We start from the raw sequence: 14,059 nt of genomic DNA, 5'->3' as shown, positions 1-14,059 counted from the left end.
TTCAGCGTGCACCGGCGGCGGCGGTCACGTCGAACGGCGCGGGCGGCGGCAGCGCGCCGACCTGCCACAGCACGCTGAGCTCGTCCCGGACGCCCCAGTGCTCGGCGAGCCGGCCGTCCTCGGCGCGGTAGATGTGCATGGTGGGCATGGCGTACGGCTTCCCGGTGGCGGGGAAGCCGAGGTGGCCGGTGTCGTGCACGCCGTGCGCGGTGGCGCGGATGGCGACACGGTCGCCGGCGGCGACGACGTCGTGCACCTCGTAGCGGATCTTCAGGGTGGTGGTGAGCCAGCGCAGGACGGCCAGGTAGCCGTCGCGGCCCTGCGGCGCCCAGGGCGGCGCGCCGTGGTCGGTGAAGTCCTCGGTGACGAGGCCCGCGACGTCGTCGACCCGGCCGGTGGTGAAGGTGTCGAGGACCTCGCGGGCGAGTCGTTCGGCGGTGTTCACGGTGTTCCCCCTTCGTTCGGTGGAATCACGTTCCACCGGCCGCCGGGGGCGCCGCAACGATCGTGGAAAGGTCGGCCGAAGCGTTCCACAGTGGTCGAAACAATCGACGGAAAACGATGTCTTCTGTCGGGTGGCCGACAGTCGCGAGCGCGAGGGTGCCCGCGCGTACCACCTTGCGGGCCGGTGCGCCGGGAAGCTCCCGGCCGTCCACGGGGAGGTCCACATGCATCGACGACGATTGCGGGCACTGGCGGCGGCCGCCGCCGGGGTCGCGCTCGCCGCGGCGAGCCCGGCCGTGCCCGGCCACGCGGCGCCGGGCGGCGAGCCGGCCGCGCGGCAGTCCGCCCGGCAGGCCGACGCGAAGCCGGCGACGATCGCCACCGTCACGCTGATCACCGGCGACCGGGTCACCCTGCGCGGCGGCGCCGCCGCCGCCGTCGAGCCCGGCCCCGGCCGCGCCGGCATGCGGTTCTCGACGTACCGCGCCGCCGGCCACTCCCACGTCGTCCCGGCCGACGCCCTCCAGCCACTGCGCGCGGGCGCCCTCGACCGGCGGCTGTTCGACGTGACGCTGCTCGCCGAGCAGGGCCACACCGGCGAGGCGGCGCTGCCGCTGATCCTGGCGTACCCGCGGCAGGGCGCGAAGCAGGGCGCCGCCGCCCGCCAGCGCGCCGCCGCCGGCGGCGCCACCGTCGAGCGGGAACTGCCCGCCGTCGGCGCCGTGGCCGTGCGCGCCGGCGCCGACCGCGCCGCCCTGTGGGGCTCGCTCACCAGCGGCACCGCGTCCGCCCGCAGCCTCGCCCCCGGCGTGGCGAAGGTCTGGCTGAACGTGCGCCGCCACGTCAGCCTCGACACCAGCGTCGCGCAGATCGGCGCGCCCGCCGCCTGGCAGGCCGGCCTCGACGGCACGGGCGTCACCGTGGGCATCGTCGACACCGGCGTCGACGGCAACCACGAGGACCTGGCCGGCCGGGTCACCTCCGAGATCTTCACCGACACCACGTACGAGGGGGACCAGGTCGGCCACGGCACCCACGTCGCGTCCATCGTGGCCGGCACCGGCGCCAAGAGCGGCGGGAAGTACCGCGGCGTCGCGCCCGGCGCCAAGCTGCTCGACGCCCGCGTGTGCGAGCTCGACGGCTGCTGGGACGACGACATCCTGGCCGGCATGACCTGGGTCGCCGAGCAGGGCGCGCAGGTCGCCAACCTCAGCCTCGGCGGGTACGACACCCCCGAGGAGGACATCCTCGAGGAGGGGCTGCGCCGCCTCACCGCCGAGCACGGCACCCTGTTCGTCGTCGCCGCCGGCAACAGCGGCCCGAGCGCCGGCACCGTGGACTCGCCCGGCTCCTCCGACGCCGCCCTCACCGTCGGCGCCGTCGACCGCACCGACGCCGTCGCCGACTTCTCCAGCCGCGGCCCGCGCGTCGGCGACGACGGCCTCAAGCCCGACATCACCGCGCCCGGCGTCGAGATCGTCGCCGCGCGGTCCTCCGGCGACGTCATCGGCGGCCCCGGCCCGGCCGAGGGCTACACCGTGCTGTCCGGCACCTCGATGGCCACCCCGCACGTCGCGGGTGCCGCCGCCATCCTCGCCCAGAAGTACCCCGCCTGGACGCCGGAGCAGCGCAAGGACGCGCTGATGGCCGCCGCGCAACCGAGTACCGGCGCGCGCGTCTTCGACCAGGGCGCCGGCCGCACCGACGTGGCCCGCGCGCTCGGCCAGACCGTCACCACCGGCCCGGCGAGCATCAGCTTCGGCCGCCAGCTCTGGCCGCACGGCGACGACGCCCCGATCACCAAGACCATCACCTACCGCAACGCCGGTACGGCCGCCGTCACGCTCGACCTGGCCGTGCAGGCCGACGAGGGCGTGCCGGCCGGGGCGTTCACCCTGGCCGCGCCGCGGGTCACCGTGCCCGCCGGCGGCACCGCCGCCGTCGCGCTCACCGCGCGGACCAGCGTCGCCGGGCCCGACGGCCTGTGGGGCGGCCGCGTCGTGGCCACCGGCGCCGGCGGCGCGCGCGCCGTCACCCCGTTCGGCGTGCACCGCGAGGTCGAGAGCTACGACGTCACGTTCGTCCACCTCGGCCGCGACGGCAAGCCGAGCAGCACGTACTCCACGCTGCTGTTCGACGGCACCGCCACCGGCTCGCCGTTCATCGACGTGTTCGACCCGAGCGGCACCGCCACCGTGCGCGTGCCCAAGGGCGAGTACGCGGCGTCGAGCCGCCTCTTCACCGGCCTGGAGACCGAGGACGACTTCGCCGACGACACCGTCAGCGTGCTGGCCCGTCCGACGCTGCTGCCGATCACGAAGAACCAGCGGATCGTCGTCGACGCCCGCGCGGCCAAGCCGGTGCGGGTCACCGTGCCCCACCGCGACGCCAAGGCGGCACTCGCCGCGATCAACACCGACTGGACGACCGAGGAGTGGGGCCTGTCCGCCGGCACCATCGCGGACTCGTTCGACGGCACCTTCGCCGGCCCGCTCGGCAGCAACGCGCCGTCGCCGATCTTCCGCGCGTCGGTCAACGCGGCGTTCGGCAGGCCCAACGCCGACCCGGCGCAGGGCCTGCGCAACAGCCCCTACTGGTACGACCTGGCGTGGCGCCAGGAGGACCGGCGCATGTTCGAGGGCCTGCGGCGCACCGTGCGCCCGCGCGACGTCGCCACGATCTCGGCGAGCTTCGCCAAGCAGGCCGAGGGCGTATGGGGCGGGCGCATGTCGTTCCCGTACTTCCCGGGCGACGAGTGGGCCAGCGGCTGGGCCACGCTCGTGCCGTTCGAGCTGCCGGCGCGGCGCACCCAGTACGTCAACACCGCGGGCGGCCTGCGCTGGGACGCCGAGTTCCGCGAGGAGCTCATCCCCGCGTCGCCGGACGAGTGGCCGGAGTCGGTCAGCGGCACGTCGCAGGCCCCGGCCACCTACCGGGCCGGGCGCACGTACCGGGAGACCTGGAACCGGGCCGTGTTCGGCCCGGCGCTGGGCACCCCGCCCGTGCCCGAGGCCTGGGCGAGCCGCACCGGCGACACGATCCTCGCGGCCGTGCCGCTGGCCGGTGACGGCGACGGCCGCGTCGGCTGGTCCACGACCACCGACGACGTCGTCCGGGCGGCGCTGTACCGCAACGGCACGCTGGAGCAGGAGAGCACCGAGGGCTTCGTCGAGGCGGAGGTCCCGGCGCGGTCCGCGGCGTACCGGCTGGAGTTCAGCCAGCAGCGCGGCGCCCCGCACACGCTGTCCACGTCCGTGAGCGCGGTGTGGACGTTCCGGTCCGGCCACGTCGGCGGCGAGAAGCCGGCGCGGCTGCCGCTGTCGACCGTGCGGTTCAGCCCGCCGGTCGACCTCACCAACACCGTGCGCGGCAAGCGCCCCACGCTGGTCGACGTCCACCTCGAGCGGCAGCCCGGCTCGGCCGCCGGCCGCAACCGCACGCTGACCGTCGAGGCGTCCTTCGACGACGGCAGGACGTGGCGGAAGGTGCCGCTGCTCGGCCGCGGCGCCGACCGGGTCGCCGTCGTCGGCGCCCCGCACGCGGCGGGCTTCGTCTCGCTGCGGGCCACCGCGAAGGACGTCAAGGGCAACACGGTCACCCAGACCGTGCTGCGCGCGTACCGGATCGGCTGATCACACCGGGGCGGCGGGCCAGTGTCCGCCGCCCCGGTCCCACCGCGCACCGATAGGCTCAGCCCGTGGACCAGACGCCGACCCGGACGTTCCAACCGCACGTCACCGCCCGCACCGCCGCCGTCTGGGCGGTGCTGCGCGCCGAGCTCGACCGGCACGCCGGCCGCGAGCTGGCGGTGCTCGACGTCGGCGGCGGCACCGGCGGCTTCGCCGTGCCGCTCGCGCAGGCCGGCCACCGCGTCACCGTCGTGGACGCCAGCCCCGACGCCCTCGCCTCGCTCACCCGCCGCGCCGCCGACGCCGGCGTCAGCGACCGGGTCCGCGCCGTGCAGGGCGACGGCGACGCCCTCGCCGGGCTCGTCGAGCCGGGCAGCGCCGACCTCATCCTCTGCCACGCCGTCCTCGAGGTCGTCGACGACCCGGCCGAGGTCGTCCGGTCCGTCGCCGGGTCGCTGCGCCCCGGCGGCGCCGTCAGCGTCCTCGTCGCCGGCCGTGCCGCCGCCGTGCTCAGCCGCGCCGTCAACGGCCACCTCGACCAGGCCGCCGCGCTGCTCGCCGACCCCGACGGCCGCGCGCCGGGCCGCGACACCCTCAAACGGCGCTACGACGTCGAGACCGCCGCCGCGCTGCTGCGCGCCGCCGGGCTCACCGTCGAGCAGGTGCACGGGGTACGCGTCCTCGTCGACCTGCTGCCCGCCGCCGCCGTCGAGGCCGACCCGGCCACCCTGCTCGACCTGGAGCTGGCCGCGTCCGCGCAGGCCCCGTTCCGCGACCTGGCGGCCCAGCTGCACCTGTTCGCCCGCCGCCCGTGACCCTGTTCGACCCGGTCGCCCCGCGCTACGGCACGGGCAGCCTCGCCGACGTGCTCCCGTCCGCCCTCGCCGTGCTCGGCGTGCCCGGCGTGGGCGACCCGCTCGGGCTGCGCGCCGAACTGGCCGGGGTGCGCCGCATCGCCGTGCTGCTCGTCGACGGGCTCGGGGCGTACCAGATCGGCGACGCCCACGACGCGCCCGCGCTGCAAGCCCTGCCCGGGCGGCACCTGACCTCCGGGTTCCCCTCCACCACGCCGGTCAGCCTGGTGACCCTCGGCACCGGCGCCCCGCCCGGCGCGCACGGCGTCCTCGGCTTCTCCGTGCGCACCCCCGACGGCGGCATCCTCAACCACATCCGCTGGCAGGACCAGCCCGACCCGGCCGCCTGGCAGCCGCTGCCCACCCGCTGGCAGCAGGCCGCCGCGGCCGGCGTCGCCGTCACGGTCGTCACCCGCGCCGAGTACGCCGGCAGCGGCCTGTCCGAGGCCGCCAACCGCGGCGGCGCCTTCCGCGGCGCCGCCGACCCCGGCGCCCTGGCCGCCACCATGCTCGACGCGCTGCGCCACTCCAGCGCCCCCGCACTGGTGTCCGGCTACCACCCCGACGTCGACAACGCCGGGCACATCCACGGCGTCGCCTCCGCCGAGTGGCAGCAGGCCGTCACCGACGTCGACCGGCTCGTCGCCCGCGTCGCCGACGGCCTGCCCGCCGACGCCGCCCTGCTCGTCACCGCCGACCACGGCCAGTTCGACGTGCCCGCCGAGGGCCGCTTCGACCTCGGCGCCGACCCCCGCCTCGCCGCCGGCCTGCGCGCCGTCGCCGGCGAACCGCGGGTGCGCTACCTGCACACCGAACCCGGCGCCACCGCCGACGTGCTGGCCGCGTGGCGCGCCGTGCTCGGCGACGCCGCCTGGGTCGGCGAGCGCGCCGAGGCCGTCGCCGCCGGCTGGTTCGGCCCCGTCCCCGAGGCCCACCTGCAGCGCATCGGCGACGTCGTGGTCGTCTGCCGCGACCGGCACGTCGTGCTCGCCGGCGACCGCGAACCCGCCTTCATCGGCGCCATGGTCGGCTTCCACGGCGGCGCCACCGCCGTGGAGATGACCGTCCCGCTGCTCGTGGCGCGGGGAAATGTCGGGGGTGGGGGCTAGCCTGCGGGTCATGGGTCGGAGTCAGGCGGTGCCCCGCGAGCGCGACCCCCGGTTCGGCCCCCACGCCGACGACTCCGCCTGCGGCATCCTGCACGTCGACATGGACGCGTTCTACGCCTCCGTCGAGATCCGCCGCCGCCCCGAACTGCGGGGCCGGGCCGTCGTGGTCGGCGGCGTCGGCCCGCGCGGCGTCGTGTGCAGCGCCAGCTACGAGGCCCGGCGGTACGGGGTCCGCAGCGCCATGCCGATGATGCGCGCCCGCTCCCTCTGCCCGCACGCCGTCGTGCTGCCGCCCGACTTCCCCGCCTACACGGCCGCCTCCCGCGCCGTCATGCAGATCTTCCGCGACGTCACCCCGCTCGTCGAACCGCTCTCGCTCGACGAGGCGTTCCTCGACGTCACCGGCGCCCGCCGCCTGCTCGGCCCGCCCGCCACCATCGCCGCGCACATCCGCCGCCGCGTCCAGCAGGAGCAGGCCATCACCTGCTCCGTCGGCGTCGCCCCCACCAAGTTCGTCGCCAAGCTCGGCTCCACCCGCGCCAAGCCCGACGGCATGCTCGTGGTGCCCGCCGGCCTGGTGCTCGACTTCCTGCACCCGCTGCCCGTCGAGGCGCTCTGGGGCGTCGGCGAGAAGGCCGCCGCCACCCTGCGCCGCCTCGGCCTCACGACCGTCGCCGACCTGGCCGCCGCGCCGGTGTCCATGCTGCGCGGCGCGCTCGGCGAGGCCGCCGCCGCCCACCTGTCCGCGCTGGCCGCCGGCCACGACCCGCGCACCGTCACCCCCGACCACGCCGAGAAGAGCATCGGCGCCGAGGTCACCTTCGACACCGACGTCACCGACCCGGCCGACATCCGCCGCGCCCTGCTCGAACTGTCGGACAAGGTCGCCGTCCGCCTGCGCTCCGCCGGCCACGCCGGCCGCACCGTCACCCTCAAGATCCGGCTGGCCGACTTCCGCACCGTCAACCGGTCCCGCACCCTCACCGGCGTCACCGACACCGCCCGGGAGATCCTCGGCACCGCCTGGTCGCTGTTCACCACCCTGCGCCCCGCCGAACCCATCCGGCTGGTCGGCGTCCGCGTCGAAGGACTGGCCGACGCCGCCTCCACCGCCCGGCAGCTCACCCTCGGCGAACCGGAGCACGGCTGGCGCGAGGCGGAGGCCGCCACCGACGCCGTGGCCGCCCGCTTCGGCCGCTCGGCCGTCGGCCCGGCCAGCCTTCTGGGTGCCACGAATCGACGTCGGCCAGAAAATCACCCGAGGTCGGCCTCTGTCCCGCTTTCCGACCCGCCAAGCCCCTCGTAGACTGGCTGGAAGCAGCCGGTTGGCTGCGACGCTTCATCGGCCCTCACCAGGGCCGACCCATGCGACCGGGGAGGAGTGCCGTGCCGCTCTCGGAACACGAGCAGCGGCTGTTCGACCAGATCGAGCAGTCGCTAGCCGAGGATCCCAAGTTCGCCTCGGCGGTGCGCGCCAGTGATCCACGTTTTCACGCCCGTCGCCGGCTGATTCTCGCCGCCGTGGCGATCATCGCTGGTCTCGCGCTGCTCGTCTACGGCGCGGTGAGCAGGATGACGTGGCTCGGCGTGGCGGGATTCGTCGTCATGCTGGGTGCGGCTGCGTTCGCCATGCAGTCCCACCGCAAGGGCCAGCAGCCCGACCTCCGCGTCGTCGGCGGCACCACGAGCCGCCGCACCCGCCAGCGCAAGTCGGGCGGTTTCGTCGACCGCCTCGAGGACCGCTGGCGCCAGCGCCCCGAAGGGCACCGCTAGCGCGGACCGACCGGGCCGTCGGTCAACCGGCCCGCTGCGTCGCCGGAAGGCGCCCCGACCACCCCCGGGTGGTGGGGCGCCTTCCGCTTTACGCACATGGCGCACAATCCCGGTCGACGCACCGGTACCTCTGCGTCAGCGCTCCCGAGACGGTGAGTGACAGGGCCGCGGTGGTGGCCGGACCCCCGTCATCACCCGGAGGCGGGGGTCGCCGGTAGGTTCCGGCCGTGGTCGACGAGCTCTTCGCCCTGCACGAGGCGTCCCTCATCGCGTCCTGGCGGCTGCTCGCCGCGGCCGACCCGGCCGCCGCGGTCGTCGACGACGTCGGCGCGGTCACGATGACCCACCCCCACCCGGCGCTGTGCAACGCCCTGCTGCGCTCGCCCGCGGGCCTCGGCCGCATCCGCCGGCTCTACGGCGGCCGCCACCACGCGGTCTGGGTGCGGGACCCGTACCCCGCCCTCGACGCCGCCCTGGCGGCGGCGGGCTACCGCCGCGACGAGCGCACGGTCCCGATGGTGCTGGACCTGCGGCAGGAGCCGGCGGCCGACAGCACGGCGGAGGTCGTCCAGGTCGATCCCGCCGGCGTGGCGGAGCACAGCGGCGTCGGCCGCGCGATGCTCGCCGGTGTGCCGCACGCGTACGGGCACGCCACCGCCGGGTGGGAGTCGTGGGCGGTCACGGTGCTGACGGGCGCGGTCGCGAACGTCTCGTTCGTGGGGACCCGGGCGGAGTTCCGGCGGCGCGGCCTCGCCCGGGCCGTGGTGGCGCGGGCGTTGCGGGACGCGCGCGGGCGGGGTGCCACGCACGCGACGTTGCAGTCGACGGCGGAGGCCGTCGGGCTGTACCGCGGGCTCGGGTTCCGCGACGCCGGCGCCTGGCAGGAGTGGGTCGCCGGCGGCGCGGTCAGTGCTTGGGGCGGGCCGTGAGCAGGCGGCGGGGGCTGATGCGGACGAAGGCGTCGCGGAAGCGGGTGGAGCGGGCCATGAGCCGTTCCGAGGCGTCGGCGAGGGCCAGCTTCCAGCGCAGCGTCACCGACGGCGGCATGACCGCCGCGCGCAGGCGGGTGCGGCGGTCCGCGGCGGCGCCGAGGGCGCGGCGGATGCGGTTCAGCGCGGTGATCAGCTCGCCGCCCTGAAGGGGCTGCCGGGCGTAGCGGGCGCGTTCCTCGGCGCGGCCCAGCAGGGTGGCCGACTCGGCCGGTTCGCCGGTGAGCTTCGCCCGGGTGATGAGGCGCTGGGCCGTGGTGCGCGGGGTCTCCGTCGGGTCGACGGGGACGTTGAAGTCGAGCATCGTGTCGACCAGCTCGTCCCACGCGGCGTGGGCGTCGGCGCGGGCCTGCAGCACCTCGCTGGTCACCTCGACGGGGCGGGAGCCGGCGGCCGCCGTGGCGGTGACCGGGGCGGCGGCCGTGGCGTGGTGCCGGCGGCGGCGGGTGGCGCGGCGCAGCAGGGCCGGGACGGCCAGCAGCGCCAGCAGCAGCGCGGCGCCGGCCACCAGGGCGATGGTGGGCCAGGACGGGCCGCTGTCGACGGGGCCGCCGGTGGTGCCGGTGAGGCCCTCGTCGATGTCGCGGGTCTGGTCGGCGGCGGTGCCGGCGCTGCTGTCGGGGGCCGTCGTGCCGGTCGTACCCGTGGGGGTGGCGGCCGTGGCGGACGGGGTGACGGCGTCGACGTCGGGCGCCCACGCGGAGCGGGCGCCGCCGACGGCGGCGGCGGGGGTGGCGTCGAACGGCACCCAGCCGAAGCCCTCGAAGTACACCTCGGTCCAGGCGTGCAGGTTCTTGTTGGTCAGCACGTACGCGCCCTCGCTGAGGCCGCCGCGGGTGAAGCCGAACGCGACGCGGGCGGGGATGCCGGCCTCGCGGGTCAGCCACGCCATCGCGGCCGCGTACTGCTGGCAGAAGCCGATCTTGCTGTCGAGGAACGCGAGGATCTGCGAGCCGGACGCGGCGGGCTCGGTCTGCAGGCTGTACCGAAAGCCCTTCTTCGCGGAGAAGTGCTCGTAGATCGCGCGGACCTTGTCGTACTCGGTGTCGGCGCCCCGGGTGAGGTTCGCGACGAGGTCGGTGACCTCCTGCAGCGGCGGGACGTCGGTGAACTGCTGGCGGACCGGGTTGGACTCCGGCACCCGCTCGGCGGTGCGCAGCGCCTGCGGGGTGTAGAGGGTGCGCACGTAGTCGAACGAGTAGGTGCGGTCGGAACCGGACTCGCGGTTGGAAAAGATCACCTGGGCGTTGGTGTCGTACAGCCAGGTGGAGTTGAGGTCCTCGGTGCCGACCACGCTGGCGTACGACGGCGCCAGGTTCATGTTGAAGTCCTTGGTCAGCTGCACCGTCGCCCGGTACTGCTGGCGGGCCACGCCGGCGGCGGCGGTCTGCCGCGGGTCGGGCAGGTTGCCGCGGGTGACGGAGCGGCCGGTGGGCGGCCGGTTCGCGAAGCCGGTCTCGTTGATCACGTCGCCGACGCCGAAGCGCAGGTAGAACGGGTCGCGCTCGGTGGTGCTGACCCGCGCCATCTCGAACGTGCGGGTCTCGTTGAGCTGGCCGCTGAGGTTCGCGAACAGGTTGATGCGGCCGGAGCCGCCGGGCCCGTTGCCGGGGCCGTTGCCGACGCCGGACGCGGTGAGCTGGGTGAGCAGGCCGGTGGTGAGGCCGGGCACGGCCAGCGGCAGCAGCACGGCGACGGCGACGCCGATGGCGGCGAGGCGGCGGCCGGCGGCGGCCAGCGGGGACGGCTCCCACACGTCGACGTCGCGGCCCTCGCCGGTGAAGCGGCGGCCGAAGCGGCGCACCCGGTCGACGTTGTCGGCGACGAGCAGCCACAGGAACCCGATGGCGCCGACGACGAACGGCAGCACCGGCACGCTCTCGACGTACACGGCGACGGGCACGGAGTACACGGCGAGCATCGGCAGCCCGGCCAGGGCCGGGCGGCGCAGCACGACGGTGAGCAGGTCGACGAGGATCGACACCGCGCCGATGCCGAGCACGGTGAGGAACAGCAGGCTGTTGCGGTCGGGCACCGGCACCCCGTACGAGCGGGTGTCCTGCCCGGCCTCGACCATCAGCTCACCGAACCGGGCGAACGTCTCGGGCGACGGCAGCAGGCCGAGGAACTCCTCGGTGCTGGGGAACATCCAGGTCAGCACGAGCAGCAGGGTGCCGAGCTGGGCGGCGAGCTGCGCCCACAGCGGCGCGCGCAGGGTGCGGCACAGCAGCGCCGCGCCGGCGACCAGGCCGACGGCGAGCGTGCACTGGATGAGCCACGTCCAGCGGTCGAAGATCGCCGACAGCGGGGCGGCGGACAGCAGGGTGGCGCCGGCGGCGACCAGCCCGAGGCGGCGGCGACCGGTCATCGGGGGCGCTCCGCGCGCAGGGTCTGCAGCAGCGGGACGGCGGCGGCCATCGCCGCGACCGCGGCCGGGGTGGTCGCGGACGGGTGCGGGGCGTCGCCGAGGGACAGCGCGGTGCGCAGGACCGCGATCGCGTCGCGCATCCGGGTCAGGTCGTCGGCCGGGGGATTCACGCTGCTCCTCATCGTCGTCGTGTCAGCGCGGCGGCGCCGACACCGTCTCCGCCATCGCGGCCCGCCAGGCGAAGCCCTGCGAGCCGCGCGCCACCTGCGGCCAGAGCGCGGGCAGCTTGTCGCCGTGGGTGACCCCGACGACCCGCCAGCCGCTGTGCAGCAGGGCCAGGGCCGACGCCGCGTGGGCCCGGTCCGCCTCGCCGCGCGCCTGCTCGGGCAGGCCCATCCAGGTCGAGCTGTCGATCGAGAAGCCGACGCAGGTGGCGCCGCTGCCACGCAGGCCCGCCAGCACCTCCGCCTCGGCCGTGGTGAGCGCGCCGAAGATGCCGATGACCAGCCCGCCGTCGGACCGGCGGCGGACCGCCTCGACCAGGCTGCCGACGTCGCCGTGCTGGGTGAGCCGCACGTCGGCGAGGCTGTCGAGCAGCACGCCGTCGCCGCCGATCTCGGTGGCGTCCACGTCGACGCCCGCGCCGGTGACCAGGCGCAGCTTGTAGCCGGCCTGGCGCAGGTGCACGGCGATGCTGGCCGCGGCCGACACCGCCCACTCGAAGCTGGCCGTCGGGCCGTCGCCGCGGTGGGCGTACCCGCGGGTGTCGAGCACGACCGTGGCCCGGCTCTCCCAGGGCTGCTCCTCGCGGCGCACCATCAGCTCGCCGGTGCGGGCGGTGGAGCGCCAGTGCACGCGGCGCAGGTCGTCGCCGCGGCGGTACTCGCGGGTGGCCGCGTCGTCCTCGCCGTGCACGGCGACCGAGCGGGCCCGGCTCTCGCCGCTGCCCGCGTACTCGCCGGCGACCCGCAGGTTCGGCAGCGGCACCACGGCGGGGATGACGGTCAGCTTGTCGACGCTGGGGAACGACCGGGTCAGCTCGCACAGCCCGAACGGATCGGTCAGGCGCACCACCAGCGGGCCGACGTCGTAGCGGCCGCGCACGTCGGCGCGCACCGTGTACGCCACCGAGCTGGCCTGGTGGGCGCCGAGGCGCTCCAGCACCACCCGGGGCCGGCTGCCCAGCGCGTACGGCAGCCGGTCCTCCAGCAGCATCGTGCCGGTGGGCAGGCGCGACATGTTCTGCAGCCGCAGCATGATCCGGGCGCTGGAGCCGACCGGGGCGCGCTGCGGGTCGAGCGAGCGGCTGCACGCCAGCTTGTACCGGCTGCGGCCCACGTACGCGGCCGCCAGCAGCGGCAGGATGGCCAGCAGCACCGCCACCCGCAGCAGGTCCTTCTCGCCGAGGATGACGGCGGACAGCGCGGCGGCGCCCGCGGCCGCCAGGAACGAGCGGCCGCGCGTCGTCAGCCCGCGCAGCGCCTCCCGCACGTCAGCGCCCCCGCGACTCGTACTGGCGCCCGTCGACCGGCGGGACCGGGCGGGTGTCGTACGGCGAGCGGCCGCGGTCGTGCGGCAGGGGGAGCCGGTGCACGATGTCGGCGACGATCGTGTCCGTGGTGCGGCGCGACAGCTGCGCGTCCGCGGTGGGGATGAGCCGGTGGGCCAGCACGGGCACGGCCAGGTTCTGCAGGTCGTCCGGCAGGACGTAGTCGCGGCCCTCCAGCGCGGCGAACGCCCGCGCGGTGCGCAGCAGCTGCAGCGTCGAGCGGGGCGACGCGCCCAGGCGCACGTCGGGCGCCTCGCGGGTGGCCGTGACCAGGGCGATCGCGTACTGCTTCACCGCGTCGGCGCAGTGCACGTCGCGCACCGTGGCGATCAGCCGGCGCACCAGGGCCGCGTCGGCGACGGCGCGCAGGTTGTTCAGCGGGTCGGTGGCGCCGTGCCCGGACAGCATCGCCAGCTCGGCGCGCGGGTCCGGGTAGCCCATGGCGATGCGGGCGGTGAACCGGTCGCGCTGGGCCTCGGGCAGCGGGTACGTGCCCTCCATCTCGATCGGGTTCTGCGTCGCGATGACCATGAACGGCGCCTGCAGCTCGTACGTGGTGCCGTCGACCGTGACCTGCCGCTCCTCCATGCACTCCAGCAGGGCGGACTGGGTCTTCGGCGAGGCGCGGTTGATCTCGTCGCCGACCACCAGGTTGGCGAAGACGGCGCCCGGCTTGAACTCGAAGTCGCGCGTCTCCTGGTTGTAGACGCTGACGCCGGTGACGTCGCTGGGCAGCAGGTCGGGCGTGAACTGGATGCGCCGCACGGAGCAGTCGATCGAGCGGGCGAGCGCCTTGGCGAGCTTCGTCTTGCCGACGCCGGGCACGTCCTCGATGAGGAGGTGGCCCTCGGCGAGCAGGACGGCGAGCGCCAGCCGGACCGTCGCGGACTTGCCCTCGATGACCTGTTCGATGTTGGCCACGATGGCTTCGCTGGCGGCGCGGAACTCCTCGTTCGGCAGCGCGCCGCCGAGCTCGTCCCAGGTTGGCGTTGTCACGGGCCTCCTCCTAGCCGTCCCCCGGTTGCACTTGTCAACACGCACGTGGCGCCCGGAGGTTCAACCGGGGGCGCGCGACTCTCGCGACACACCCCATCGCGCGCGGGTGGTACCCGCATCACACAGGCTAGCCCGGCGCGGGCGTGTCGCCGAGTCGATCGAGTGGCGGGTGCGCAGGGTAGAACGGACAGGCAACCGACCACCACGGGCGATACCGGTCGGCGACGGCGTGGGGGCAGCGGTACACTGCCCGCATGGCCAGGGCGTTCCTGCTCCTTACGTGGCCGTGCTGAGGCGCTGTCGACAGGCCCGGCACGGCGATCCCCTCCTGCGTGAGGGGCTTTTTTG

Annotated in this window: 11 protein-coding genes; 6 read left to right on the top strand and 5 right to left on the bottom strand. The window is 75.7% G+C overall.

Going from position 1 to position 14,059, the window contains the following annotated elements; translation table 11 throughout:
• Nucleotide 1 precedes the first annotated feature (1 nt).
• Nucleotides 2-445 (bottom strand): ester cyclase, encoded by a 444-nt coding sequence (locus tag Sya03_RS13885; protein WP_203938688.1) that lies wholly within the window; start codon nucleotides 443-445, stop codon nucleotides 2-4.
• A 223-nt stretch (nucleotides 446-668) separates the two neighbouring features.
• Here Sya03_RS13885 and Sya03_RS13880 point away from each other — a divergent pair, with 223 nt between their 5' ends.
• The 6 genes from Sya03_RS13880 (at nucleotide 669) to Sya03_RS13855 (ending at nucleotide 8,738) form a co-directional block, all read left to right on the top strand.
• Entirely contained in the window at nucleotides 669-4,076 is a 3,408-nt protein-coding gene (locus Sya03_RS13880; protein ID WP_203938687.1) for a S8 family serine peptidase, read from the top strand.
• Between the two features lie 65 nt (nucleotides 4,077-4,141).
• The gene (locus Sya03_RS13875; RefSeq protein ID WP_203938686.1) at nucleotides 4,142-4,888 is read left to right on the top strand and encodes a methyltransferase domain-containing protein; all 747 of its coding nucleotides are present in this window, start codon (nucleotides 4,142-4,144) and stop codon (nucleotides 4,886-4,888) included.
• Entirely contained in the window at nucleotides 4,885-6,036 is a 1,152-nt protein-coding gene (locus Sya03_RS13870) for an alkaline phosphatase family protein (protein WP_203938685.1), read from the top strand. The genes Sya03_RS13875 and Sya03_RS13870 overlap by 4 nt, the downstream gene beginning before the upstream one ends.
• A gap of 10 nt (nucleotides 6,037-6,046) precedes the next feature.
• Nucleotides 6,047-7,342, top strand: a complete 1,296-nt coding sequence (locus Sya03_RS13865; protein WP_203938684.1) for a DNA polymerase IV — start codon at nucleotides 6,047-6,049, stop codon at nucleotides 7,340-7,342.
• A gap of 80 nt (nucleotides 7,343-7,422) precedes the next feature.
• Complete coding sequence (locus Sya03_RS13860) at nucleotides 7,423-7,809, top strand: SCO2097 family morphological protein (protein ID WP_203938683.1); 387 nt, start codon at nucleotides 7,423-7,425, stop codon at nucleotides 7,807-7,809.
• A gap of 227 nt (nucleotides 7,810-8,036) precedes the next feature.
• Nucleotides 8,037-8,738, top strand: a complete 702-nt coding sequence (locus tag Sya03_RS13855) for a GNAT family N-acetyltransferase (RefSeq protein WP_203938682.1) — start codon at nucleotides 8,037-8,039, stop codon at nucleotides 8,736-8,738.
• Here the strand turns inward: Sya03_RS13855 and Sya03_RS13850 are convergent.
• From Sya03_RS13850 to Sya03_RS13835, 4 genes are read right to left on the bottom strand one after another with little or no spacing between them, the layout of a single operon-like run.
• Nucleotides 8,716-11,166 carry a transglutaminase TgpA family protein gene (locus tag Sya03_RS13850; protein WP_203938681.1) on the bottom strand — a complete coding sequence of 817 codons (2,451 nt, stop codon included), beginning with the start codon at nucleotides 11,164-11,166 and terminating at the stop codon, nucleotides 8,716-8,718. The two genes, Sya03_RS13855 and Sya03_RS13850, sit on opposite strands and share 23 nt — an antisense overlap.
• Nucleotides 11,163-11,336, bottom strand: coding sequence for a hypothetical protein (locus tag Sya03_RS13845; protein ID WP_203938680.1), 174 nt, complete (start codon nucleotides 11,334-11,336; stop codon nucleotides 11,163-11,165). The genes Sya03_RS13850 and Sya03_RS13845 overlap by 4 nt, the downstream gene beginning before the upstream one ends.
• Before the next feature lie 22 nt (nucleotides 11,337-11,358).
• Nucleotides 11,359-12,657 carry a DUF58 domain-containing protein gene (locus Sya03_RS13840; protein WP_203938679.1) on the bottom strand — a complete coding sequence of 433 codons (1,299 nt, stop codon included), beginning with the start codon at nucleotides 12,655-12,657 and terminating at the stop codon, nucleotides 11,359-11,361.
• 1 nt (nucleotide 12,658) lies between these two features.
• Nucleotides 12,659-13,711 carry an AAA family ATPase gene (locus tag Sya03_RS13835; protein ID WP_203938678.1) on the bottom strand — a complete coding sequence of 351 codons (1,053 nt, stop codon included), beginning with the start codon at nucleotides 13,709-13,711 and terminating at the stop codon, nucleotides 12,659-12,661.
• Nucleotides 13,712-14,059: the final 348 nt, after the last annotated feature.

The sequence above is a fragment of the Spirilliplanes yamanashiensis genome (genome assembly GCF_016863475.1).
In the GTDB taxonomy this organism is placed as follows: Bacteria; Actinomycetota; Actinomycetes; order Mycobacteriales; family Micromonosporaceae; genus Spirilliplanes; species Spirilliplanes yamanashiensis.
Note: the sequence above shows the minus strand (reverse complement) of the source record. Positions and strands in the feature narration are given on the sequence as shown.